Source organism: Mitsuaria sp. RG, assembly GCF_028369275.1.
GTDB classification, from domain to species: domain Bacteria; phylum Pseudomonadota; class Gammaproteobacteria; order Pseudomonadales; family Pseudomonadaceae; genus Aquipseudomonas; species Aquipseudomonas peradeniyensis.
Map to the genome: position 1 here is coordinate 1 of NZ_JAQMYQ010000046.1, position 24,915 is coordinate 24,915.

Genomic DNA, 24,915 nt, shown 5'->3' on the forward strand with positions numbered 1-24,915 from the left:
ATCCATGGCCGTCACCTCCCTCCGCAAGAACTCCGCTCGGCCTCCTGAAGTCGCAATTGGCGGTGCCTGAACTATCGCGCGCTTAGAAGCAAGATCAAGATCAAGATCAAGATCAAGATCAAGATCAAGATCAAGATCAAGATCAAGATCAAGAAATATGAGTTGATTGCTGGGCTGTTGTATCTGTAATGAAACGGGGATTCAGAAACAGTTATTATATACTACGCCCAATCGGATAGAACTCACCCCGACTCCAAACTCCAAGCCAAACTTCCCCATCAATCTCCCGCGCCACCGCCAGTTCCACCAACTGATAGAACACATTGCGATGAATCAACGCCTCGAGGTTGCTGCGCATCAGCACATACGGAGAAGGCTCCTGGGTAACCGGATCAAGCTCAACCCGCAGGGGATTCTCAGGCCCAGCCTCGACCTGATCGTCGACATTGCTGGTAAACCGCAACACCTGCTGCTCCCCACTGCCCTCGACATCCAGCAGCACGGCAACAAATGGCGCATCATCGACCCGGATCCCGACCTTCTCCACCGGCGTGACCAGGAAGTAATCGTCCCCGTCACGCCGAATGATGGTGGAGAACAACCGCACCATCGGCTTGCGCCCGATCGGCGTCCCCAGGTAGTACCAGGTCCCGTTCCGGGCGATCCGCATGTCGATGTCACCGCAGAAGTCCGGGTTCCACAGGTGCACCGGGGGCAGCCCCTTGTGCGCGGGGATCTGCGCCAGCAGATCGTTGGCCTTGCCGGAATCGCTCATGACGCGCTCGCTCAGTTGCTCATGCCCAGAAGACTACGAGCGTACTCGCGCATCGGCGCGGCAAGCAAATCCTGTGGCGTGTTGTCGTGGAACGTCAACAAACCGCCGCGGCTCTTGATGCGCGCGGTGTCGATCAGGTAGCGGGTGCTGGTCTCGATCAGCATCATCTGCACCACGCCACGGTCCCAGCCCAGGCGATCGACAGCCTGCTCGTCATACCACTCGTCACCGTTGCCGATACGGTCGTCGGTGCGGGCGAAACGGGTGTACAACACATAGTCGGCACCCACCGCGCGGGCCTCGGCGATCGCGTCTTCCAGACCCAGCGGGCCCTGGGCGCGACGCACCAGCGGGAAGTACTCGACGAAGCTCTTGAAGGCCTCCTCGGCCACCGCGTTCTGCTGCGGCACCGGCCCCTTGCCCGGCGGCACGAAGGCGCCCTGGCCGATGAAGATGAACGAGTCCGGCTGCAGACGGATCGACAGGGTACGGGTGGTGTCGCTGTGGTCCAGCAGGCCCGCATCACTCATGTGGTAACGGACGCCCTCGCCCATATCGCTGACATTCATGCAGCCGCCCAACGCCATCAGCGCCAGCAGCAAGACCAGGCTACGCATCTTTCCTCCAGAAACCGGTGACGAAAAACCGGCGAATAGCCGCGGGATGCAGCTTTTGCGCCAGAGTCAGCCGCCGATCACCTTCATCACCATCACATCGCCGGAAAACGCCACATCCTGCTTGTCCGCCAGGGCCTTCACCAGCAGCCGCTGCAGCGCCGGAAGCGCCTGATGACGGGGCTTGTCGAGCAGGTCGCCGACAAAGTGACGGTTACTCGACGACAGGCAGCCATGCAGCCAGCCGGTGGACGACAGGCGCAGGCGCGAACAGGTGCGGCAGAACGGCACGCTCTCGTTGGCGATCACGCCGAAATGGCCCTTGCCGGGAATGCGGTAGCGCAGGGCCGTGGCATCCAGCGGGCGCGGCGCCTGCTCATAGCTGTGTGACTGACCGATCAACGCCAGCAGTTGCTCAAGGCCGACGAACTGCTGCAGGAAAGCATTGCCGTCGCGCGCCAGGTGGCCCATGCGCATCAGCTCGATGAAGCGCAGCTCGTAGCCGCGTTCGAGGCAGTAGTCGAGCAAAGGCAGCACCTGATCGAGGTTCTGCCCGCGCATGGGCACCATGTTGACCTTGATCGCCATGCCCGCGGCGCTGGCCTGCGCCATGCCCGCCAAGACGCTGGCCAGGTCGCCACCCCGGGCGATCCCGCGAAAGGTACTGGCGTCGAGGGTGTCGAGGGAAACGTTGAGCCGGCGGATGCCGGCGTCGCGCAGCAGCGGCAGCTTGCGGGTGAGCAGCTGGCCGTTGGTGGTCAGGCTGATGTCTTCCAGCCCCAGGCCCGCCACCGCGCCGAGAAAGGCTTCCAGTCGCGGACTGACCAGCGGCTCGCCGCCGGTGATGCGCAGCCGTTCGACCCCGGCCGCCTCCACCAGGTAGGCCACGCCCCGGGCCAGGGCATCCGCCGTGAGCTCGTCCTGCGCCGCCACCAGGCGCTTGCCATCGGGCACGCAGTAGGTGCAGGCATAGTTGCAGGCAGCAGTCAGGCTGACGCGCAGGTTGCGAAAGCGCCTGCCTTGACGATCGACGATCATGGATGACTCCGGCGTGGAAGATTCTGGCGAGCAAAACCTGACTCAAAAATCAGGTTTTTGCAAGCCTTCCCGGCGAAGCCTTGAGCGAAGGCGCCCGCCGGATGTGCGGTGGGCGCTGCTTGAACGGCTTTAGTTCGCGGCTTCCGGATCGCGCTTGCGCTTGTTGCCCATGCGCACGCCGATGTCCATGAGGAACTGGAAGAAACCTTCCTGATCCTCGAGCACATTGCTCCAGAACGGCGAGTGGTACAGCGCCACCGCGCCATGGACCAGCGCCCAGGCGGCGCAGTAGTGGAAGTACGGCGGCACGTCCTCGAGCTTGCCCTCGCTGATGCGCCCCTTGATCAACTGGGTGAGGCGATCAAAGTTGGAGGCGCGGATGCTGTGCAGCTGCTCGACCATTTCCGGCACCTGGTTGCCCTTGACCACCTTCTCTTCCAGGCGGTCGAACAGCCGGTAGCGCTGCGGGTCGCGCATGCGGAACTCGAAGTAGGCACGCGACAGGGCTTCCTTGTCACGGTCGACGTCGGCCGAATGCAACAGCTCATTCAGGTCGCGCTCGTAGTCGAGCATCAGGCGCAGGTAGATCTCCGCCTTGGACTTGAAGTGCTTGTAGATCGTGCCTTTGCCGATACCCACGGCGTCGGCGATCATCTCGACGGTGACGCTGTCTTCACCTTGTTCGAGAAACAGCTTGAGCGCCGTGTCGAGGATCTCTTGTTCGCGACGGCGAAACTCACGGACCTTGCGAGGTTCTTTCTGCATAAAGAAGGACTGGGATGACAATCGAAGCGGATTATTATGCCTAACTGGCGGCAAATTGCACGGATCTTCCAACCATGTCTGTGTTTCTTGATGAGTTCGAGCAGGCGCCGGGCCTGTGCTACCTGAATCACGCGGCGATCGCCCCCTGGCCGCGGCGGACCGCCGAGGCCGTGGCGCGCTTCGCCCAGGAAAACGTGCGTCTGGGCGCCCGCGAGTATCCGGCCTGGCTGGCCACCGAGCGCCGCCTGCGCGAGCGCCTGGCACGCCTGCTGAATGCGCCCAGCACCGGCGACATCGCCCTGGTGGGCAACACCTCCCAGGCGCTGTCGCTGGTGGCCTTCGGCCTCGACTGGCGGCCCGGCGACCAGGTCGTCATCAGCGACGAGGAGTTCCCCTCCAACCGCGTGGTCTGGCAGGCCCTGGCTGATCGCGGGGTCGAAGTGGTCGAGGCAGGCCTGGCCGTCGCCGATCCGGAAGCGGCACTGCTCGCCGCCTGCGGCCCGCGAACGCGCTTGCTGTCGGTCAGCGCCGTGCAGTTCGCCAGCGGCCTGCGCCTGGACCTGGCACGCCTGGGCGCCGCCTGTCGCCAACGCGGCGTGCTGTTCTGCGTCGACGCGATCCAGCAGGTCGGCGCCCTGCCCTTCGATGTGCAGCACTACCAATGCGACTTCGCCATGGCCGACGGCCACAAGTGGATGCTCGGCCCCGAGGGGCTGGGGGTGTTCTATTGCCGCAGCGACCTACGCCGGCAGTTGAGGCTGCATGCCTATGGCTGGCATATGTTGGAGCACCTTGGCGACTTCGAGCGCCGCCAGTGGCAGCCGGCCCGCAGCGCACGGCGCTTCGAGTGCGGCAGCCCGAACATGCTCGGCGCCTGCGCGCTGGAGGCCAGCCTGTCGCTGCTGGAGGATGTCGGCATGACGGTGGTCGCCGAACAGCTGGAGCAGCGGGTCGAGCAGCTGCATCAAGGGCTCACTGCCATCCCCGGGGCGCAGTTGCACAGCCCGATTGATCCTTCGCGGCGGGCCGGCATCGTCAGTTTCAGCCTGGATGGCCAGGCCAACGCCGACATTTATCGTGCCCTGAGCGATAGCGGGGTTATTTGCGCCGTACGCGGCCCCGGGGTGCGGTTTTCCCCACATTTCTATACCGACCCCAACCTGATCGACGACGTACTGCGACAGGTCCGGCAGATCGCCATGCATTGAACGCGCAAGGGGCTGCGGACGTATTCCAAATCTGTTTAAAAAACGATCAATCACCGCTGGCGGGGCGCCAATCCTGGCCAATACTTGAAGTGTTGGCGCGACGCATACCCCCAAGTGGCGCGCCGATAAAGGTACCCAGGGAGCGTGTGCCTTTGTTTTACTCCTAATGGTCTTAACCCGGATTCCCCCCCCAGAACCCGGGTTTTTTTTGCCCGGTTCGGGGTGCATGGGGAGGCGGCTTCAGATTTGCCTGGGCCAATGCTATCGCGGGGCAAGCCCGCTCCCACGAGTTCGATCATTACGTGGGAGCGGGCTTGCCCCGCGATAGCGTCAGCACGGCGACCTCAGATTACCCTTGCCAGCGGGAACAGTCGCTTGAAGTTGCTGGTCGTCTGCTCGGCCAACTGCTCGTAGCTCACCCCACGCAACGACGCCACATACTCGGCCACTTCCCGCACGTACTGCGGCAGGTTCGGCTTGCCGCGGTGCGGGATCGGCGCCAGGTACGGCGAGTCGGTCTCCACCAGCAGGCGATCCACCGGCACCTGCCGGGCCACCTCGCGCAAGGCGTCGGCATTGCGGAAGGTGACGATGCCGGACAGCGAAATGTAGTAGCCCAGGTCGAGCGCGGCCTTGGCCATCGGCCAGTCCTCGGTGAAGCAGTGCAGCACCCCGGCCTGGGGCAGGTTGGCCTCGCGCAGCAGCGCCAGGGTGTCCTCGCGGGCCGCCCGGGTGTGCACGATGACCGGCTTGCCGGTCTGCCGCGAAGCCTCCAGGTGCAGGCGGAACGAGGCCTGCTGCAGTTCGGCGGCCTCTGGCTCGTAGTGGTAGTCCAGCCCGGTCTCGCCAATGGCCACCACATGGGGGTGGGCCAGTTCGCGCAACAGCCACTCCAGGGCCGGCGTTTCCCCGGGCGCCAGGTCGAGCGGGTGCACGCCCACCGAGCAGTCCACGTCGGCGTAGCGCTCGCTTAGCGCCTTGACCGCGCCGGCGTTCTCGGCGCTCACGCCGATGCACAGGAAGTGCCCTACCCCGCGCTCACGGGCCGCCTGCAGGGCGGCGTCGAGGGAGCCCTGGTGGGCGCTCAGGTCGAGACGGTCGAGGTGGCAATGGGAATCTACGAGCATGGGAACACGACACACATGAATGAACGGTGGAAATCAGCGCATGCCCGGCAGCTGCACCCAATGGGCGAGCAAGGCTTCGAGCAGCAGTACACGGTTGAGGTTGGCCTTGCCCAGCACCTTCTGGCGCTGCTCGAGGATCCACGCCTGGACCTCCAGCACCTTGCCCTGGCGGCTCTTCTGCGCCAGGTACTGCAGCACCTTGCGCATGTCGGCCAAGCCTAGTCCTTCCTCATCCTGGGTCAACTGGTAGCGCAGGATCAGGTGCGACCAGTCGCAGAACCAGTCGAACAGCAACAGCAACGGCACGCTGTTCCAGGCCTCGGCCAGTTGGCTGGGCGACTGCTGCTGCTTGAGCAGCTTCTTCACCCCCTCGGTCACCAGCGCCCGCTGCTCGCGCACGCCCTGGGCCTGCAGGCTCACGGCCATCAGCGGCGAACCGGCGGCCAGGGTCAGCAGCTCCTCGCGCTCCTCCTCGCCACTGTCGGCAAGGGCGGCGGCCAGCCAGGCGCGGCTCTGCTCCAGGCTCGGCTGCGGGCAGGCAACCTGCTGGCAGCGGCTCTTGATGGTCGGCAGCAGGCGGCTGGGCTGGTGGCTGACCAGCAGTAGCACGGTATCGCCGGAGGGCTCCTCCAGACTCTTGAGCAGGGCGTTGGAGGCATTGATGTTCATCGCCTCCACCGGCTCGATCAGCACCACCTTGCGCCCGCCCTGCTGGGCGGTCTGCACCACGAATGACACCAGATCACGCACCTGGTCGATCTTGATCGGCTTGTCGGCCTCTTCCGGCTCCAGTACGAAGTTGTCCGGGTGGCTGCCGGCCTTGAGCAACAGGCACGACTTGCATTGGCCGCAAGCATCCAGGCCCTGCGGCTGCTGGCACAGCAGCCGCGCCATCAGGCGCTCGGCCAGTGCGCGCTTGCCGATGCCCTGGGGCCCGTGCAGCAAGTAGGCATGGGCATGCTGGGCGCGCCCGGCCAATTGCTGCCAGAGCGCCTGCTGCCAGGGGTAGGCTTCAGCCATGCGGACCTCTCTTTGAATCTCGACCATACCTGTGCAAACAGGCGCGAGGTTTTGCAATCATTTCACCAGGCAAACTAAAATCGCCGCTAAATCGCGCATTCTAGCGTTTCTCCCTGCCCAAACATACTGGAGACCTCGTGAGGACAATCATCGGCCTGGCCGCCCCCGCCCGATCAGGGAAAGACACCGTTGCCGCCGTACTGCTCAAGCAACCAGGTGTCGCGGCATACGCACTGGCAGACCCCTTGAAAATGGGTTGCCAGGCGCTATGGGGGTTAAGCGACGAGCAGACGTGGTCGGATGATCTTAAAGAGCAGCCCATTGCACTGTGGCAACGTTCGCCACGAGAACTGTTCCAGCAAGTGGGCACCGAGTGGATGCGCGAACGCACTGCCGACCATTGGCTGATGCGCGCAGAGTTGGCCATCAACCCACCTGCCGGTCGGGCGACCGATGACGGTTTTGTCGTCGACCTGAACGCGACGCAGGCCCCGTTCAGACTGGCAGCCCAAGCCTTCTTCGGTTTTAGTGATGCGCAGCTCTGGGACGAACGGCTGAGCGGGCAGATCGATCCTTACTGGTCGATCACACCACGCAGCGCTGTGGAGTTTCTCAGCGCCAGAGCATTGGCGCTGTACAGCGACTATGCAGTTCGACGGGCAGCTTCGACGGTGGCACTCTCACGCCCCCTCTCATCGCTCCCGGATGAGGCCCACACCATCATCATCAAAGATATTCGCTACGAGAACGAAGCAGCTTACCTGCGCCAACACAATGGCAGGATCTGGCACATCAGGCGCCCAAATCCGCAACGGGTAAACCCTCACAGCTCAGAGTCAGGCATCGAGATACAACCGCAAGACATTCTGATCGACAACGACCAGACAATTGATGTGCTAGCCGAACGGGTCATGAGCGCGTGGAAGATGTCGCAGCCTCTGTGCAGCAAGTCAATACCTTGAGGATGCCAGCCGCGTCGTCGGTATCGATATCCTCATCAGCAACAAGGGCCACCAATAGCGCTTCTGCTTTTTCAGCCAGCAGCATGGTGCCTTTGGCGCGAAATTCCACCCAGAGCTGGATCAGCTCATTCGCTACCGGACGATCGATATCAACTGCCAACTCGACGGCACTGACCGCATGATCAAAGCTGCACCGCTGCGCCCGGACATCCCCGGCCAGATCCATCACAGCGTCTCTAAGGCTTCCAGCCTGCCGTGCCTTGATCAAGGCACGCACTGCAGCCCTGGAGCTCAGGCCCTCAGCCTGATCGAGCCGGCAAACCCGGATAACGTAATCGCCCTCTGGGGAACGTTGTGTGTAAGTCCAATTCTCGCTTCGACTGATATGGCCGGAATAACGCTGGGTGTATGGGTAAAACCACTGTATGGCAGCAGGGTCAGGATAGGTGTCACTGGTGTAGACATTCGTCCGGTCACGCAAAGGGTCGAAGCTCTTCTTGTACGAGTTGCAGATCTTGCAGATCACCACCATATTCAGTGGTTCATAGGTGAACTGCGAGTAGCCATACGTGTGCTGACGCCGTGCATACTCATTGCTTCTGCCGTTTTCATCCGTACAGTTCTTCGTACCCAGTTTGGGCAATATATGATCCAGTTCTCGATGCCCGACCTCATCCGCCTCGATCGCGAGCTGGCAATAAGCGCAGCGGTAATTCTGAAGCTTCAGCAGCCGGCTGCGGTATGCCTTCAACTCATGGGGTGTCGACCACACGTTTCCTGAATACGCCCGGATCGACGCCAACAGTGGCTCATCTTCGTCAGTGAGCGTGATAGTTTCAAACATTCACCCAACTCCATGCCCGGTGCGCTTGCGCAACTCATCAAGCAGTTGGCTCAAGACGGTCCGCAGCGGATCGACCGGCGGTAGCGAGGCCAGACACTGGGTAAGCTCTTCCTGAAACAGCCGATTTTCTGCAACGCTCATCCGCTTGTCTTCGCGAATGAGTGCCAGCGCAACATCTGCAGTGAGGGTGAAAAAGGGTGCCCGCGACGATGGCACATCGAACGCGGCCTCGTAGACATCAGATGCTCTCCACCCGTAGGTGTCTGGCACACTTCTGGACTCGATGAGCTGCTGACCCGCCTCGTTCACACCAAGGTCGATCAGCGCCTGAACTTGCCCGCAGCCAGGTTCGACACCAGAGGCAATAATAGGCGAATGAGTCACCACCATGGCCTGCGCCCCCCGGAACTCTCTCATGACAGCGTTCAGCGTGGTGATGTACTGCTGTTGCCAAAGAGGGTGCAGGCTATTCTCAGGCTCGTCGATCAACACCAGGCTGCTGTCGGTGATGTGTGCCGCCAACCCGACCAGTCCCGCGAGCCAGCTCCATTGGCCAGAACTGAGATGATCGCCCGGAAGCTCGAGCATACCCTGCCCTTGGCGAGCGCTCTCCGAGTGATGGCTCTGCTTGAAGAATCGTGTCCGGGACACTTCGATAAGGCCTGCGCGTACGAAAACCTCCAGTTCATCAATACCCCAGTCCTTCCAAACCGGCGAAGCAAGGCGAATTTCACCCTTTTCGAACACCAGGCAAGGAGGGGCGTGATCGAACCAATCCAGGAGTTTGAAAATACCATTGATAGTAAAATCAAAACCGCTGACCTTATTGAGTACCGCTTGTAGCCGGGGACTGTGGCGCTCCACAGGGGCCGCCTGACAATAGTCAGCGATGGCTTTCCTGGCATAATCCTCAATGGCGTCCTTTGCCACGTATCTCACACTGAGATGAGCATTAACCCAGTCACTGTCATGCCGCTCCAGCTCTTTTCCAAGCTTGAGGGATATGTCGATTCTTGGCGCGAACCCAACATTATTGAAAACCCGCTCGAATATATGAGCCCTGGCACGGAGCTGATCGGCGTTCAAGAACAAGGCCACCATCAGCGCTCGCTCACTCTGGGCGATACCGGCCATACCGTTTGCCGCGCGCTGCCCCAGGTAGAGGTATCTTGCCTGCCCCTGCTTTTTTTGGCTGCCGAGCATCAGCATCTGCGCCCTTGGGAAACGATCCAGCGGAGTACCCGATATACAGATCACGTTTGCCGGCGCACCGTCCTCCCAGCCGGGCATTGCCAAGTCTGAGTTGCGTTTTTTGCCAGCCGCCATGTCATCCAGGGCCGCTTGAAGAATCTGACGCAAGATAAAACTCTTACGACTGCCATTCTGGCCAATCAATACAGAGATCCAGGTTCCAAATCTGGACGCACGCTCATCGTATAAATCAACGTGAGCGCTCAGTGAAGTATTGGAAATAGCGAAAGATTTTAGCACCTGCTCTCCCTGAGAACTTGACACCCTCGCAGTGTGGCGAGGTAACCGGACCAATACGCGCCGCCGCTGAACGCCACGACGCCATTGTCATAGAGCCTAGGGCTGTTCCGTCGCTGGCGCCGAAGACTTGGAATCAGGCTCTGCAGGTGCAGCGACGTCATCGGCCGGAGCCTCTTCAGGCGCGTTCTGCGGCGCGGGGCTGGAACGGTAATCCGCCCGCCGCTTGAGCTGGAACTCACGCACCGCACTGTTGTGATCGTCCAGGTCGTCGGAGAACACATGACTGCCATCGCCGCGGGCGACGAAGTACAGGCTCGAGCCGTTGCTGGGGTTGAGCGCGGCATGGATCGCCTCGCGCCCGACCATGGCGATCGGCGTCGGCGGCAGGCCGGTCATGGTGTAGGTGTTGTAGGGGGTCGGCTCGCGCAGGTCGGCGCGGGTGATCTTGCCGTTGTAGCGCTCGCCCATGCCATAGATCACGGTCGGGTCGGTCTGCAGCATCATGCCCAGGCGCATGCGCCGCACGAACACGCCGGCGATCTGCCCGCGCTCCTGGGGAATGCCGGTTTCCTTCTCCACCAGCGAGGCCATGATCAGCGCCTGGTACGGGTCGCGATACGGCAGGTCGGTGCTGCGCTCGGCCCATTCCTTGGCCAACACTTCGTCCAGGCGCATATAAGCCTGCTGCAACAGCTCGATGTCACTCATGCCGCGCACGAAGCGATAGGTGTCGGGGAAGAAGCGGCCTTCGGGGAACACACCGGTATGGCCGAGCTTATCCATCACTTCGGCATCGGACAGCCCCTCGAGGGTGTGCTTGAGCTTTTCGTGCTTCGCGACTGCGGCACGCACCTGGCGGAAGGTCCAGCCCTCGACCAGGGTGATGTTGTACTGCACCACGTCGCCGCGCTTCCAGGCGTCGAACAGCTGCCCCACGGTCATGCCCGGGGTCACCCGGTACTCGCCGGTATGCAGCGGCGTGCCCGCCATGTTGAAGCGCCAGTAAAGGCGCAGCCACAGCGGATCGTCGAGCAGGCCTTCGCTCTGCATGCGATAGAACATACGGTTGGGCGTCGTGCCGCTGGGCACGTCGAGCAGGCGCTCCTGCGCCACTTGCAGGGGCTGCTCCAGGACCGAGTTGACCTTCCAGGCGGCCCAGCCCAGTGCCAGGCCGGCGAGGATCAAGCTCATTTCCAGCAGCAGCAGGAATTTGCGTCTCACGAATTCAGGTATCCAGTAACGTACGGGCAACGGCCTGCAGTTTACGGGTGAGCGGCCCGGCCGGCCAGTTCAGCGCGGCGAATTCACGCACGGGCCAGATGCCGTAGACACTGTTGCAGACGAACACTTCGTCAGCCTGCTCCAGCGCCTCCAGCGGCAAGTCCCGCACCTGGGTGGCAATGCCCAGCAACGCCGCCTGCTCCAGCAACGCCGCGCGCATCACCCCGGCCACGCCGCAACGGCTCAGCTCGGCGGTTAGCAGCACGCCGTCACGCACCAGGAACAGGTTGCTGTACACCCCTTCGATCACCCGCCCTTGGCCGTCACGCATCAAGCCTTCGGCAAACGCCGGATCCTGCCATTCGGCACGGGCCAGCACCTGCTCGAGGCGGTTGAGGTGTTTGAGCCCGGCCAGCAGCGGTTGTTCCGCCAGCCGCGTCTGACAGGCGTACAGGCGCACGCCCTGTTCGGCGTTTTCGGCGGGATAAGCCGGCAAGGGGCTGCCCTGGAGAATGCGCCGCGCCTGAGCGCCAGCCACCGGGGCATAGCCGCGCTGGCTGTCGCCACGGGTCAGGATCAGCTTGGCGACGCCCTCGCCCAGCAGCTGGGCGAATTGCAACAGTTCATTGCGAACCAGCGTCAGATCGGCTTCGATCGCCAGGCGCTGGCAACCCAGCGCCAGGCGGTCGAGGTGCAGGGCCAGCAGGCTGGGCCTGCCGCCGCGCACGGCAATGGTCTCGAACAGGCCATCGCCGTAGGCCAGGCCACGATTCTGCAGATTGACCGCAGCCGCGTCCTGGCCATCGATCCAGCTGTGCATCAGTCGGCGAACCGACGGAATACCAGTGAGCCGTTGGTGCCACCGAAGCCGAACGAGTTGGACAGCACGACGTCGATCGGCATGCTGCGCGCCTGGTGCGGCACGAAGTCCAGGTCGCAGCCTTCGTCGGGCTCGTCCAGGTTGATGGTCGGCGGCGCCATCTGGCTGTTGATCGCCAGGACGCTGAAGATCGCCTCCACCGCGCCGGCGGCGCCGAGCAGGTGGCCGGTCATCGACTTGGTCGAACTGACCGCCAGCTTGTAGGCGTGCTCGCCGAACACGCGCTTGATCGCGGCCACTTCGGCAATGTCGCCGGCCGGCGTCGAGGTGCCGTGGGCGTTGATGTAGCTGACGTCCTCAGGCTGGATGCCGGCATCGCGCAAGGCGTTGGCCATGCAGCGGGCGGCACCTTCGCCGGAATCGGGCGGCGAGGTCATGTGGTAGGCGTCACCGCTCATGCCGAAACCGACCAGCTCGGCGTAGATGGTGGCGCCACGGGCCTTGGCATGCTCCAGCTCTTCGAGCACCAGGGCGCCGGCACCGTCGGACAGCACGAAGCCGTCACGGCCCTTGTCCCACGGGCGGCTGGCACGGGCCGGCTCGTCGTTGCGGGTCGACAACGCGCGGGACGCGCCGAAGCCGCCCATGCCCAGGCCGCAGGCGGCCATTTCGGCGCCACCGGCGATCATCACGTCGGCTTCACCGTAAGCGATATTGCGCGCGGCCATGCCGATGCAATGGGTACCGGTGGTGCAGGCGGTGGCGATCGCGTAGTTCGGCCCTTGCAGACCCAGGTGGATCGACAGGAAGCCGGAGATCATGTTGATGATCGAACCCGGCACGAAGAACGGCGAGATCCGGCGCGGCCCTTGCTCGTGCAGGGTCTTGCTGGTCTCTTCGATGTTGGTCAGCCCACCAATGCCCGAACCCATGGCCACGCCGATGCGCTCGCGGTTGGCGTCGGTGATTTCCAGGCCGGCGTTGCGCACCGCCTGGAAGCCGGCCGCCAGGCCGTACTGGATGAACAGGTCGAGCTTGCGGGCCTCCTTGGCCGACAGGTACTGCTCGACTTCGAAGCCCTTTACCGAGCCGCCAAAACGGGTGGAGTAGGCAGACAGATCCGTATGCTCGATCGGACCGATGCCACTGCGGCCAGCCAGAATGCCCTGCCAGGTGCTCGGTACATCGGTACCCAGTGGCGACAGCATACCCATACCAGTGACCACGACGCGTCTACGCGACACAGTACTCTCCTCATTTCCAAATTACAGAGTCTCTTGCCAGTGCACTGGCGCGGCCAATGGCCTGGCAACAGACTCCGCTGATTGCAGGGCTTGCAAAGAAAAAACCGCACGCCGGCGACGGCAGTGCGGTTTTTCCCGACAAGTAGCGTCGACTGAAACGTCTTAGGCCTGGTGGGCGTTGACGTAGTCGATGGCAGCTTGAACGGTAGTGATCTTCTCGGCTTCTTCGTCAGGGATTTCGGTCTCGAATTCCTCTTCCAGAGCCATCACCAGCTCAACGGTGTCAAGCGAATCGGCACCCAGGTCCTCAACGAAGGAAGAGGTGTTCTTCACTTCATCTTCCTTGACGCCCAGTTGCTCGGCGACGATTTTCTTGACGCGTTCTTCGATGGTGCTCATACCTAGTTTTCACTCCTAATGGACATATGTCAGGCAGCTGGCCGGTGACCAAGTTTATAGGAAGACGCCTGCTTTTCAAGCGTAACGCGCCTTCCACCAGGCCACCGGGCCCTCTGCCCGGAATCTGGTTGCAGCTTTATAACGGATTTTAGGCTCGCAGTATGACTCTTTTTTGAAGCAATCCGTCACATTGAGTTGCGGTTTTTACATGTACATCCCGCCGTTCACCGGCACGGTGGCGCCGGTGACATAGGCTGCGCCGTCGGAAGCCAGGAAGGAAACCACTTTCGCGATCTCCTCGGCCTGGCCCAGGCGGCCCAGCGGAATCTCTTTCTGCAGGGCCTCGCGCTGCGCTTCGGGCAGTTCGCGGGTCATGTCGGTGTCGATGAAGCCCGGGGTCACCGAGTTGACGGTGATGCCACGCGAGCCCACTTCACGGGCCAGGGCACGGCTGAAGCCTTCCAGGCCAGCCTTGGCGGCGGCGTAGTTGGCCTGGCCGGCGTTGCCCATGGCACCCACCACCGAGCCGATGCTGATGATACGACCCCAGCGGGCCTTGGTCATGCCGCGCAGCACGCCCTTGGACAGACGGTAGAGGCTGTTGAGGTTGGTGTCGATCACGTCGAACCACTCGTCGTCCTTCATCCGCAGCATCAGGTTGTCGCGGGTGATGCCGGCGTTGTTGACCAGGATGGCCGGTGCGCCGAACTGCTCGCCGATGGCGCCCAGCACCGCCTCCACGGACTCGGCGCTGGTGACGTTCAGCTCCAGGCCGGTACCGTTGATGCCGTGCTCTTTCAGGGTGGCGGCAATGCGCTCGGCGCCGGAAGCGGTGGTGGCGGTACCGATCACGGTCGCGCCCTGGCGGCCCAGCTCGAGGGCGATGGCCTGGCCGATACCACGGCTGGCGCCGGTGACCAGTGCAATTTTACCTTGCAGGCTCATGCAAGCTTCTCCGAATTCAGGCCAGCGCCGCACGGGTGGCGGCGACGGCGTCTGGGGTGTTGAGGTTGTAGGTGGTCACGCCGTCGGCGCAACGCTTGTTCAGGCCGGCCAGGACCTTGCCCGGGCCGCATTCGACCAGGTTCACCGCACCGCGCTCGGCCAGGGCCTGCACGCACTCTACCCAGCGTACCGGCTGGTAAAGCTGCGCCAGCAGATCGTGCTTGAGAGCGTCGAGGTCAGCGGCGATGGCGGCGGTGACGTTCTGCACCACCGGGATCTGCGGGGCCTTCCATTCGATGGCGTTGACCGACTCGGCGAAACGCTCGGCGGCCGGTTTCATCAGCGCGCAGTGCGACGGCACGCTGACCGCCAGCGGCAGGGCGCGCTTGGCACCGACTTCTTTGCACAGCTCCATGGCGCGATCCACCGCCGCCTTGTTGCCGGCGATGACCACCTGGCCAGGGGAGTTAAAGTTCACCGCGCTGACCACTTGGTCTTCGGCGGCCTTGGCGCAGATCTCGACCACCACCGCGTCGTCCAGGCCGAGGATCGCGGCCATGGCGCCGTGACCGGCCGGCACGGCTTCCTGCATCAGCTGACCGCGGCGCTCGACAAGACGCACGGCGTCTTTGAGCGACAGGCTGCCAGCGGCGACCAGGGCGCTGTATTCACCCAGGCTGTGACCGGAGACAAACGCAGGCTGCGCGCCACCCTCTTCCAGCCACAGACGCCACAGGGCGATCGAGGCGGTCAGGATGGCCGGCTGGGTCTTGTCGGTCTGGTTGAGTTGTTCTTCCGGGCCTTCCTGGACCAGTTTCCACAGGTCATAGCCCAGGGCCTCGGACGCTTCCTTGAAGGTCTCGACGATTACCGGTTTTTCGGCGCCCAGCTCTTTGAGCATGCCCAGCGACTGGGAACCTTGACCAGGAAAGACGAATGCGAGGGATGCAGACATTGAACAAGCCCTTATGATCTTGTCGTCGGATAGGGTGCGCCGGGCCGTGGGCCGGGCGCGCAATCTGAAAGCTTGGATGGAGCGGCGGACCAAGCGGTCACATTTAAGCACTTCATGGGCGACATGCCCAAAGGCTTTGTATTTCCAGTCATGGCCTCATCGCGGGGCAAGCCCGCTCCCACGCCACTCAGGGCAACAGGTCTTCGAGGCGCCCATGCAGGCGCTGCGGCAGGTTCTCCTGGATCTCGATCAGCGCGCGCTGGATCGCACTCTGCAACCCCTGCACGCCCGCCGAGCCATGACTCTTGATGACGATGCCCTGCAACCCCAGGAAGCTTGCGCCATTGTGTCGCGCCGGCGCCAGGTCGGCCTGCAGGCGCTTGAGCAACGGCATGGCCATGGCCCCCGCCGCCCGCGCCAGCAGCCCGCCACGGAACAACGCCTCGATGCGCGCACCGATCATGGTTGCCAGGCCTTCGCTGGACTTGAGCAGGATATTGCCGACGAAACCGTCGCACACCACCACGTCCGCCTCGCCACGGTACAGCCCGTCGCCCTCGACGAAGCCGATGTAGTTCAGGCCCCGGGCGTTCTGCAGCAGACTGGCGGCCAGCTTGACCTGCTGGTTGCCCTTGATGTCCTCGGTGCCGATATTGAGCAGCGCCACCCGCGGCCGCTGCACGCCCAGGGCCTGCGCGGCCACCGAGCCCATCACGGCGAACTGGTAGAGGTTTTCCGCGCTGCAATCGACATTGGCGCCGAGGTCGAGCAGCTGGCAGTAGCCGGCCTGGGTCGGAATCGCCGCCACCATCGCCGGGCGATCGATACCAGGCAGGGTCTTGAGCACCAGGCGCGACAGGGCCATGAGCGCACCGGTATTGCCGGCACTCACGCAGGCCTGGGCCTTGCCATCACGCACCAGTTCGAGGGCGACGCGCATCGACGAGTCCGGCTTGCCCCGCAACGCCTGCGATGGCCGCTCGTCCATGCCGATCACTTCGCTGGCCGCGACAATCTGCAGGCGCGCGCGATCCGCAGCCGCAAGGCCGCTGAGCAGATCTTCAAGGAGGGAGGGTTGACCGACGAGGGTCAGGTGCAGCGAGGGGGTAGCCGAAAGGCAGGCAATGCTAGCCTGGACAATGTTGCGGGGACCGAAGTCCCCGCCCATTGCGTCGATCGCGATGATCTGAGCGGACAAGGATTACTCGTCGGCGCCCTTGTCGATCACTTTGCGACCACGGTATACGCCTTCTGGCGATACGTGGTGACGCAGGTGTACTTCACCGGTGCTCTTCTCTACCGACAGAGCTTCTGCCGACAGGGCGTCGTGCGAACGGCGCATGTCACGGGCAGAGCGGGATTTTTTGTTCTGCTGAACAGCCATAATTGATTAACTCCTAAACGTTTGGGTCACGCTTTAACTGCGCCAATACACTGAACGGGTTGGACCGCGATACCTCGTCCTTGCTCGGCTCGGGCTCATCGAGTCCCGCCGGCTGCTGGCATTCTTCCGGATGATGAGCAGGCACGATCGGCAGGGCGAGCAACAGCTCTTCCTCGACCAACGCCTGCAGATCCAAAGGATCTTCGCCCAGTTCCAGCACGTCATAGCCTTTCGGCAACGACTGGGTGTTCGCACCCTCCTTCACCACGGCGTATGTACATTCGCTGTGGATCGGCAGGGTGACCAGCTCAAGACAACGCTGGCAAACCATCTTGACTTCGACATCCAGCGCGCTGTGGATAACCACCACGTGCTGTTCATCTCGTTCAAAATCGAACTTCGCCTGCACCGTACCGACATTGTCGGAAAGCGGGTCGCAGAGTCTTTCCAAATCAGCGAGTTGCAGCGAACCTTCGAGGGTTACGCCACGATCAGCCAATTTGCGCGGGTCAACGTGAGGTGGAATCGGGTCATTCAACATAGGCGCAGCATTCTAGGGATGCACCCCCTCCCTGTCAAAGGAAATTAGGTGCCATCTCGCATGTTAGAATTCGGGGTAATTGCCCAGGAGTCTACCATGCTTCCCTTGTTACTGGCTTCCAGCTCTGCGTACCGCCGCGAACTGCTCACCCGCCTGCGCCTGCCCTTCACCTGGGCGAGCCCCGACCTTGACGAACGGCGCCTCGATGACGAGCCCGCCGTCGAGCTGGTCCGCCGCCTGGCCCGACAGAAGGCCGAAGCCCTGGCCGCCAGCCACCCCGACCACCTGATCATTGGTTCCGACCAGGTGGCGGTGCTGGGCGAGCAGATCCTCGGCAAGCCCCACACCTTCGAACGCGCCTGCGAGCAGTTGCTGGAGGCCAGCGGGCAGCAGGTCACCTTCCTCACCGGGCTGGCGCTGCTGAACAGCGCCACAGGCCACTGCCAGGTCGATTGCGTGCCGTTTACCGTGACGATGCGCGAGCTGGATCGGGAGCGCGTGGAGCGCTATGTGACGGCCGAGCAGCCGCTGGACTGCGCCGGCAGCTTCAAGGCGGAGGGATTGGGGGTCAGCCTGTTCCAGAGCACCCATGGCTGCGATGCCACGAGCCTGATCGGGCTGCCTCTGATTAGACTGGTGGACATGCTGCACAAGGAAGGTGTGCGGGTGCCCTGAGCACCAGCCCTCTCAAGGCATTAAAAATTAGCGCCTGACTTGGAATTGCCGGGGCTGCTTTGCAGCCCTTTCGCGGCACAAGGCCGCTCCTACAGACGAGCGTGACCCCTGTAGGAGCGGCCTTGTGCCGCGAAAGGGTCGCAAAGCGACCCCTGCATCTTGGACCGATCCACGACGATGAACCTTCAGCTCAACGCAGCGAAGGCCCCTGGAAGCCCATGTACAGCGCCAGGCGCTCAGCCACGCTGGCACCGATGCGCTTGGAGAAGCGATCGAACGGCGACTCCTGAACGGTGAAGTCAACCAACTCCTTCTCACCCACGATGTCGCGGGCGACATAGCTGGCACTGCCCAGCCCATCCACCAGCCCCAGCACCTTGGCCTGCTCGCCGGACCAGATCAGCCCGCTGAACAGCTCCGGATGCTCCTTGTCCTTCAAACGCTCGCCCCGCCCCTGCTTGACCATGGCGATAAACTGGCGATGAGTGGTGTCCAGCACACCCTGCCAGAACGCGGTCTCCTCGGGTTTCTGTGGCGAGAACGGATCGAGGAACGCCTTATGCTCGCCAGCCGTATAGGTACGACGCTCCACCCCCAGCTTGTCCATGGTCCCGACGAAGCCATAACCGGCCGCGGTGACACCAATGGAGCCGACCAGGCTGGCCTTGTCGGCATAGATCTCGTCGGCGGCGCTGGCGATGTAGTAGGCGCCGGACGCGCCCAGGTCGGCGATCACCGCATACAGCTTGATGGCCGGGTACTCGGCGCGCAGGCGACGGATCTCGTCATACACGTAGCCCGACTGCACCGGACTGCCGCCCGGGCTGTTGATGCGCATGACCACGGCCTTGGTCTTCGGATCCTTGAACGCCTCGCGCAGGCTCTTGACGATATTGTCGGCACTGGCCGGCTCCTGGTCGGCAATCACCCCGCGCACCTCAACCAGCGCGGTATGGTTGCCGCTGCGCGAGGCCGCCTTGTCCACATCCATCAACGGCGTGAACAGGAACAGGATGCCGAACAGGTAAACGAAGGTCAGCAGCTTGAAGAAGATCCCCCAGCGCCGCGCCCGGCGCTGCTCCTGGACGCCGGCCAGCAAGGTCTTCTCCAGCAGCTTCCAGCTCTTGCGCTCCTCGCCGGTTTCGTCCGGCTCGGGCGCCTTCCATTCGTCAGTCATGCTCACCTACCTTGGAAATTGATCTGCGCAGGCTCGGCCAGCCATTCGCGCAACTGGGAAAAATGCTCGATGCACACTTGCGGACCGAATTCGGCCAGGGCCTGCAGCGACATGGCGCCGTAGCCCACGGCAACCGAATGCATGCCGGCATTGCTGGCCATCTGCAGGTCGAACGCCGAATCTCCGACCATCAGCGCCCGTCCAGGTTCGACCCGGCAATGGGCGAGAATTTCTTCGAGCATCAGCGGATGCGGCTTGCCACGGGTTTCGTCGGCCGCCCGGGTGATATCGAAATAACCTTCCCAGCCATTGGCCTTGAGCACCCGATCCAGGCCGCGTCGCGCCTTGCCGGTGGCCACCGCCAGACGATACCCCTCGGCACGGAACGCTTCCAGCGACTCGACCACGCCGTCGAACAACGGCGACGGCTGCTGGTCCAGCGCCATGTACACGTCGGCGTAGTGCTGACGGAACGCCTCGACCTGCGGTGCATCGAGGTGCGGGTACAGGGTGGCGATCGCCTCCCCCAGCGCCAGGCCGATGATGCCCTTGACCGCCTCGTCGCTGCTGGCGACCTCGCCGGCACGCCCGGCGGCCACGTTCATGGCCTCGACGATGCGCCCAATGGAATCGGCCAGGGTGCCGTCCCAGTCAAAGATCAGCAGGTCATAACTTTTATTCATGGATCAGGACGCCAGCCGCTCGATGGTCTTGGCCCACATCTCGTCCACCGGCGCCTCGAGCTTGAGCTCGCCACCGTCGGGCAGCGGCACGGTCAGCTGGTAGGCATGCAGGAACAGGCGCTTGCCGCCCAGCTCGCGGATCTCGCGACTGAAGTCTTCATCGCCGTACTTGCTGTCGCCGGCGATCATATGCCCGGCATGCAGGGTATGCACGCGGATCTGGTGGGTACGCCCGGTGATCGGCCGCGCCTCGACAATGGTGGCGAACTCGCCGAAGCGCCGCAGCACGCGGAACATCGTCAGCGCATCCTTGCCCTCGTCATTGACCTCGACCATGCGCTCGCCGGAGCGCAGGTTGCTCTTCTGCAGCGGCGCGTTGACCTGCTTCTTCGAGGTCGGCCAGTGGCCGCGCACCAGCGCCATGTAGCGTTTGTCGACGCCATCACCGCGCAGGGCGGCGTGCAGGTGGCGCAGCATGCTGCGCTTCTTGGCGATCATCAACAGGCCCGAGGTGTCTCGGTCCAGGCGATGCACCAGCTCCAGCTCCTTGGCGTCCGGGCGCAACTGGCGCAGCGCCTCGATCACGCCGAAGCTCAGGCCGCTGCCGCCGTGCACGGCGATGCCGGCCGGCTTGTTCATCACGATCAGCGCCTTGTCCTCGTAGACAATGGCGGCTTCAAGGCGCTGCAGCAGCCCCTGGGCCACCGGTGCCGGCTCGTCGCGCTCGGGCAGGCGTACCGGCGGCACGCGCACGATATCGCCGGCCTGCAGCTTGTACTCGGGCTTGATCCGGCCCTTGTTGACCCGCACCTCACCCTTGCGCAGGATGCGGTAGACCAAGGTCTTGGGCACGCCCTTGAGGGCCGTGATGAGGAAATTGTCGATGCGCTGGCCGGCAAGCTCCGGCGGGACTTCGATCAGCTGAACGCCGGAAGTCGGGGGGGTATTGGTCGTCATGGCGGGATCATAACAATTTTTTATGGAATTGAAGCACTTAATCATTGCTGCTATAGTCGCGAACGCCGCCAAAAGCGGCAGGCCAGCGGCACCAGGCTCTACGCCGGCCCTGACCATCGCAATTCCCGAGGACGCGAGGCCGTCCTACGGAGCGTTCGCCAGTTTAACTAAATGCCTGGAATCGCCACCAGCGCTGTGTAGAGAAGACCGAAAAAAAACGACAAGTGCGGTGTTTCACCTGCTTACCCGCTTATTTTCGCCGTACCTCTGCCCGCCACCGTCGTTTCCGCGCATTTGGGCGAATGCCTCGGAAATACCTGCCTTGGATATGTTATGGCGCCAGCCCGGAACCGGGCTGGCGAAAAATGCAACCCGTTGCGGATTCAGCGCGCGGCAGCACCGAATTTTCAAGGGATACGTGCAGGGTGGAGATGCACAGCCCTCGGACCGTGTGGCACCGAACCCGCCCCAGCGCCCCACTCAACGGGCGATGAGCGGACAAGGTCCTCAACAGACGCCCTAGTGGCGTCCACGGCCGACCGGTTGATTCCTCCTCCTGACTGAGTGCACCAGGCCCGCTCGATTGATTCGGATAACCTTCGAAAAGCTCGACAGGTCTTTTGGCACCGCAAAACAGGACGCGTCGTCGCGACAACGGCAGGCTGGGCAACCGGCTGGTGCCGAACGTCGCCAGACACGGGGGTGGCCCGCCACCCTTTGCGCACCTTGGCACCGACCCTGAGAAGTCGTGTGTGCCGCACGCCGTTTCCGGCAGCCCGGAAACCGACGGTACAACATGAAAAGAATGCTGATTAACGCAACTCAGCCCGAAGAGTTGCGTGTAGCCCTGGTGGACGGCCAACGTCTCTACGACCTGGACATCGAGTCCGGCGCCCGTGAGCAGAAAAAGGCCAACATCTACAAAGGCAAGATCACCCGGATCGAGCCCAGCCTCGAAGCCGCCTTCGTCGACTTCGGCTCCGACCGTCACGGCTTCCTGCCGCTGAAGGAAATCTCCCGCGAATACTTCAAGAAAGCCCCTGAAGGCCGGGTCAACATCAAGGAAGTCCTGAGCGAAGGCCAGGAAGTCATCGTCCAGGTCGAGAAGGAAGAGCGCGGCAACAAAGGCGCCGCCCTGACCACCTTCATCAGCCTGGCCGGCCGCTACCTGGTGCTGATGCCCAACAACCCGCGCGCCGGTGGCATCTCCCGCCGCATCGAAGGCGAAGAGCGCAACGAACTGCGCGAAGCGCTGAACGGCCTGACCGTTCCGGGCGACATGGGTCTGATCGTGCGCACCGCGGGCCTGGGCCGCAGCAGCGAAGAAATGCAGTGGGACCTCGACTACCTGCTGCAGCTGTGGACCGCCATCAAGGAAGCCTCGCAAGACCGCGCCGCGCCGTTCCTGATCTACCAGGAAAGCAACGTCATCATCCGCGCCATCCGCGACTACCTGCGCCAGGACATCGGCGAAGTGCTGATCGACAGCATCGACGCCCAGGAAGAAGCCCTGACCTTCATCCGCCAGGTGATGCCGCAGTACGCCAGCAAGGTCAAGCTGTACGAAGACAGCGTGCCGCTGTTCAACCGCTTCCAGATCGAAAGCCAGATCGAAACCGCCTTCCAGCGCGTGGTCGACCTGCCGTCCGGCGGCTCGATCGTCATCGACCCGACCGAAGCCCTGGTGTCCATCGACATCAACTCGGCGCGCGCCACCAAAGGCAGCGACATCGAAGAAACCGCCCTGCAGACCAACCTGGAAGCGGCCGAAGAGATCGCCCGCCAGCTGCGCCTGCGTGACATCGGCGGCCTGATCGTCATCGACTTCATCGACATGACCCCGGCCAAGAACCAGCGCGCCGTCGAAGAACGCGTGCGCGAATGCCTCGAGGCCGACCGCGCCCGTGTGCAGGTGGGCCGCATCTCGCGCTTCGGCCTGCTGGAGATGTCCCGTCAGCGCCTGCGTCCATCGCTGGGCGAAAGCAGTGGCATCGTCTGCCCGCGCTGCTCCGGCACCGGCATCATCCGTGACGTCGAGTCGCTGTCGCTGGCGATCCTGCGCCTGATCGAGGAAGAAGCGCTGAAGGACCGCACCGCCGAAGTGCGCGCCCAGGTGCCGATCCCGGTGGCCGCCTTCCTGCTCAACGAGAAACGCAACTCGATCACCAAGATCGAACTGCGTACTCGCGCACGCATCATCATCCTGCCGAACGATCACCTGGAAACCCCGCACTTCGAAGTCCAGCGCCTGCGCGACGACAACCCGGACGTGCTGACCAACCAGTCCAGCTACGAGATCGCCTCGGCCGAGACCGAAGAAGCGCCGCAGCCGACCGCCACCCGCACCCTGGTGCGCCAGGAAGCCGCGGTCAAGACCGCGCCGGCCCGTGCCAACGCACCGGTTCCGGCCACCGTTGAAGAACAGCCTGCCCCTGCCGCGCCGGTCGCTGCCCCTGCCGCCGCCGAGCCGAGCCTGTTCAAGGGCCTGGTCAAGTCGCTGGTCAGCCTGTTCGCCGGCAAGGAAGAGCCCGCCGCCGCACCGGCCGCCGCCACCGAGAAGCCAGCCACCGAGCGCTCGCCACGCAATGAAGAGCGTCGCAACGGTCGCCAGCAGAGCCGCAACCGCAACGGCCGTCGCGAAGAAGACCGCAAGCCACGCGAAGAGCGCGGCGAGCGCGCCCCGCGTGAAGAGCGTCAGCCTCGCGAAGAGCGTGCCCCGCGTGAAGAACGCGCGCCACGTGAAGAGCGTCAACCGCGCCAGCCGCGTGAAGACCGCCGCGGCAACCGCGAAGAGCGTGTGCGCGAACTGCGCGAGCCGCTGGACGCCGCGCCGGTTGCCCGCGAAGAACGCGCCCCGCGTGAAGAGCGTGCGCCACGCGAAGAACGCGTAGCCCGTGAAGAGCGCGCACCACGTGAAGAACGTGCTCCACGTGAAGAACGTGCTCCACGTGAAGAACGTGCCCCTCGCGAAGAACGCGCTCCACGTGAAGAACGCGCCCCTCGCGAAGAGCGTGCTCCACGTGAAGAACGTGCCCCTCGCGAAGAACGCGCTCCACGTGAAGAACGTACCCCTCGCGAAGAGCGTGCCCCACGGGAGGAACGCGCTCCACGCGAAGAGCGCCAGCTGCGCCCTGAGGTGCAAGCCGCCGAACAGGTTGCCGAGCTCGCCGAGGAAGAACTGCCGAACGAAGAGCTGCTGCAGGACGAGCAGGAAGGTGCCGATGGCGAGCGTCCGCGCCGTCGTTCCCGTGGCCAGCGTCGTCGCAGCAACCGTCGTGAGCGCCAGCGCAACGCCAATGGCGAGCTGATCGAAGGCAGCGACGAAGACGCCGGCGAAGAGCAGCCACAACAGCACCAGGCCACCGAGCTGGGTGCCGAACTGGCCGCCGGCACTGCCGTCATCGCCGCTGTCGCCACCAGCAACATCAGCGCTGACGCCGAGGCCGAAGCCAACCAGCAGGCCGAACGCGCCAGCGCCGCTGTCGCCGAGACCCAGGTGGAAATCACCGAAGTCGTGGCCGAGCAGGTCGCCATCGCCCCGGTGGTCGAGCAGCCTGTCAGCGAGCCTGTGGTCGCCGCCGAGCCAAGCATCGAGCCTGTAGTTGAAGTGGCGCCGCAGCCAGTGGTTGAAGAAGCCGCCGCCGAGCAGCCGGCCGCCGCCGTTGTCGAGGCAGCCGTCGAGCCTGCAGCGGTCGTGGAAGCCCCTGTGGTGGAAGCGGGCGAGATCGAGAAGGCACCGGTTGCCGAAGTGGTCGAAGCCCAGGCGCCAGTCGCCGAGCAGCCTGCTCCGGTGGTCGAAGCCGTCGAAGCCCAGCCTGAAGTAGTCGAAGCCCCGGTGGCCGAGCCTGCGCCAGCCGTGGTTGCCGAAGAAGCGCCAGTCGAGCCGTCCACCATCATGCTGTCGAACGGCCGTGCGCCGAACGACCCGCGTGAAGTGCGTCGCCGCAAGCGTGAAGCCGAAGCAGCCGCCGCTGCCCTGGCCGCCGCTGCCCCGGCCGAAGCCCTGGAAACCGCTGACGAGCACAAGCCTCATCACGGTTGATAGCCTCGGCTGAATGAAAAAGCCCCGC

Annotated in this window: 24 protein-coding genes; 4 read left to right on the plus strand and 20 right to left on the minus strand. The window is 63.5% G+C overall.

Annotated features, from left to right (window positions below; translation table 11 throughout):
- Nucleotides 1-214 precede the first annotated feature (214 nt).
- The 4 genes from POF53_RS21120 to POF53_RS21135 form a co-directional block, all read right to left on the minus strand.
- Nucleotides 215-775, minus strand: coding sequence for a DUF1285 domain-containing protein (locus POF53_RS21120; protein ID WP_203647539.1), 561 nt, complete (start codon nt 773-775; stop codon nt 215-217).
- Nucleotides 776-786: 11 nt separating this feature from the next.
- Nucleotides 787-1,392: a DUF4823 domain-containing protein gene (locus tag POF53_RS21125; RefSeq protein WP_050704713.1), complete on the minus strand. Its 606-nt coding sequence runs from the start codon at nt 1,390-1,392 to the stop codon at nt 787-789.
- A 66-nt stretch (nt 1,393-1,458) separates the two neighbouring features.
- The gene (locus POF53_RS21130) at nt 1,459-2,427 is read right to left on the minus strand and encodes a GTP 3',8-cyclase MoaA (protein WP_498969273.1); all 969 of its coding nucleotides are present in this window, start codon (nt 2,425-2,427) and stop codon (nt 1,459-1,461) included.
- Nucleotides 2,428-2,556: 129 nt separating this feature from the next.
- Complete coding sequence (locus POF53_RS21135) at nt 2,557-3,192, minus strand: TetR/AcrR family transcriptional regulator (RefSeq protein WP_011532895.1); 636 nt, start codon at nt 3,190-3,192, stop codon at nt 2,557-2,559.
- 74 nt (nt 3,193-3,266) lie between these two features.
- Here POF53_RS21135 and POF53_RS21140 point away from each other — a divergent pair, with 74 nt between their 5' ends.
- Nucleotides 3,267-4,400, plus strand: a complete 1,134-nt coding sequence (locus POF53_RS21140) for an aminotransferase class V-fold PLP-dependent enzyme (protein WP_498969275.1) — start codon at nt 3,267-3,269, stop codon at nt 4,398-4,400.
- A gap of 344 nt (nt 4,401-4,744) precedes the next feature.
- Here the strand turns inward: POF53_RS21140 and POF53_RS21145 are convergent, their stop codons facing one another.
- Both POF53_RS21145 and POF53_RS21150 read right to left on the minus strand, forming a co-directional pair.
- The gene (locus POF53_RS21145; protein WP_186716172.1) at nt 4,745-5,527 is read right to left on the minus strand and encodes a TatD family hydrolase; all 783 of its coding nucleotides are present in this window, start codon (nt 5,525-5,527) and stop codon (nt 4,745-4,747) included.
- Nucleotides 5,528-5,560: 33 nt separating this feature from the next.
- A complete protein-coding gene (locus tag POF53_RS21150) occupies nt 5,561-6,547 on the minus strand; it encodes a DNA polymerase III subunit delta' (RefSeq protein ID WP_232857543.1) in 987 nt (328 codons plus the stop codon).
- Between the two features lie 137 nt (nt 6,548-6,684).
- On the opposite strand from POF53_RS21150, the gene POF53_RS21155 reads away from it, so the two are divergent.
- A complete protein-coding gene (locus POF53_RS21155; RefSeq protein WP_232857549.1) occupies nt 6,685-7,509 on the plus strand; it encodes a deoxynucleotide monophosphate kinase family protein in 825 nt (274 codons plus the stop codon).
- Here POF53_RS21155 and POF53_RS21160 read toward each other — a convergent pair.
- The 11 genes from POF53_RS21160 to POF53_RS21210 all read right to left on the minus strand — a co-directional run bounded on the left by POF53_RS21160 (nt 7,457) and on the right by POF53_RS21210 (nt 17,353).
- Nucleotides 7,457-8,353 (minus strand): HNH endonuclease, encoded by an 897-nt coding sequence (locus POF53_RS21160; protein ID WP_498969279.1) that lies wholly within the window; start codon nt 8,351-8,353, stop codon nt 7,457-7,459. The two genes, POF53_RS21155 and POF53_RS21160, sit on opposite strands and share 53 nt — an antisense overlap.
- Nucleotides 8,354-9,712 (minus strand): AAA family ATPase, encoded by a 1,359-nt coding sequence (locus tag POF53_RS21165; RefSeq protein WP_232857552.1) that lies wholly within the window; start codon nt 9,710-9,712, stop codon nt 8,354-8,356.
- Nucleotides 9,713-9,940: 228 nt separating this feature from the next.
- Nucleotides 9,941-11,065 carry an endolytic transglycosylase MltG gene (gene mltG, locus POF53_RS21170; protein ID WP_498969281.1) on the minus strand — a complete coding sequence of 375 codons (1,125 nt, stop codon included), beginning with the start codon at nt 11,063-11,065 and terminating at the stop codon, nt 9,941-9,943.
- A gap of 4 nt (nt 11,066-11,069) precedes the next feature.
- On the minus strand, nt 11,070-11,885 hold the full coding sequence (pabC, locus tag POF53_RS21175) for an aminodeoxychorismate lyase (protein ID WP_203647545.1): 816 nt from the start codon (nt 11,883-11,885) through the stop codon (nt 11,070-11,072).
- The gene (gene fabF, locus POF53_RS21180; RefSeq protein ID WP_050704704.1) at nt 11,885-13,129 is read right to left on the minus strand and encodes a beta-ketoacyl-ACP synthase II; all 1,245 of its coding nucleotides are present in this window, start codon (nt 13,127-13,129) and stop codon (nt 11,885-11,887) included. The genes pabC and fabF overlap by 1 nt, the downstream gene beginning before the upstream one ends.
- Nucleotides 13,130-13,291: 162 nt before the next feature.
- The gene (gene acpP, locus POF53_RS21185; RefSeq protein WP_028690990.1) at nt 13,292-13,528 is read right to left on the minus strand and encodes an acyl carrier protein; all 237 of its coding nucleotides are present in this window, start codon (nt 13,526-13,528) and stop codon (nt 13,292-13,294) included.
- A gap of 204 nt (nt 13,529-13,732) precedes the next feature.
- Nucleotides 13,733-14,473 (minus strand): 3-oxoacyl-ACP reductase FabG, encoded by a 741-nt coding sequence (gene fabG, locus POF53_RS21190; protein WP_498969284.1) that lies wholly within the window; start codon nt 14,471-14,473, stop codon nt 13,733-13,735.
- A gap of 16 nt (nt 14,474-14,489) precedes the next feature.
- Nucleotides 14,490-15,428, minus strand: a complete 939-nt coding sequence (gene fabD / locus POF53_RS21195; RefSeq protein ID WP_498969286.1) for an ACP S-malonyltransferase — start codon at nt 15,426-15,428, stop codon at nt 14,490-14,492.
- 187 nt (nt 15,429-15,615) lie between these two features.
- On the minus strand, nt 15,616-16,626 hold the full coding sequence (gene plsX, locus POF53_RS21200) for a phosphate acyltransferase PlsX (protein ID WP_498969288.1): 1,011 nt from the start codon (nt 16,624-16,626) through the stop codon (nt 15,616-15,618).
- A 3-nt stretch (nt 16,627-16,629) separates the two neighbouring features.
- Nucleotides 16,630-16,812: a 50S ribosomal protein L32 gene (gene rpmF / locus POF53_RS21205; protein WP_028690987.1), complete on the minus strand. Its 183-nt coding sequence runs from the start codon at nt 16,810-16,812 to the stop codon at nt 16,630-16,632.
- A gap of 13 nt (nt 16,813-16,825) precedes the next feature.
- Complete coding sequence (locus tag POF53_RS21210) at nt 16,826-17,353, minus strand: YceD family protein (RefSeq protein ID WP_023630499.1); 528 nt, start codon at nt 17,351-17,353, stop codon at nt 16,826-16,828.
- Nucleotides 17,354-17,449: 96 nt separating this feature from the next.
- Between POF53_RS21210 and POF53_RS21215 the strand changes: the two genes are divergently transcribed.
- Entirely contained in the window at nt 17,450-18,028 is a 579-nt protein-coding gene (locus POF53_RS21215; RefSeq protein WP_232857558.1) for a Maf family protein, read from the plus strand.
- 190 nt (nt 18,029-18,218) lie between these two features.
- On the opposite strand, the gene POF53_RS21220 is transcribed toward POF53_RS21215, so the two are convergent.
- From POF53_RS21220 to rluC, 3 genes are read right to left on the minus strand one after another with little or no spacing between them, the layout of a single operon-like run.
- Complete coding sequence (locus POF53_RS21220; protein ID WP_232857560.1) at nt 18,219-19,205, minus strand: S49 family peptidase; 987 nt, start codon at nt 19,203-19,205, stop codon at nt 18,219-18,221.
- 2 nt (nt 19,206-19,207) lie between these two features.
- Nucleotides 19,208-19,888 carry an HAD family hydrolase gene (locus POF53_RS21225; protein ID WP_232857561.1) on the minus strand — a complete coding sequence of 227 codons (681 nt, stop codon included), beginning with the start codon at nt 19,886-19,888 and terminating at the stop codon, nt 19,208-19,210.
- A 3-nt stretch (nt 19,889-19,891) separates the two neighbouring features.
- A complete protein-coding gene (rluC, locus tag POF53_RS21230; RefSeq protein WP_203647551.1) occupies nt 19,892-20,845 on the minus strand; it encodes a 23S rRNA pseudouridine(955/2504/2580) synthase RluC in 954 nt (317 codons plus the stop codon).
- 796 nt (nt 20,846-21,641) lie between these two features.
- Here rluC and rne point away from each other — a divergent pair.
- Nucleotides 21,642-24,887 carry a ribonuclease E gene (gene rne / locus POF53_RS21235; protein WP_498969292.1) on the plus strand — a complete coding sequence of 1,082 codons (3,246 nt, stop codon included), beginning with the start codon at nt 21,642-21,644 and terminating at the stop codon, nt 24,885-24,887.
- Nucleotides 24,888-24,915 lie beyond the last annotated feature (28 nt).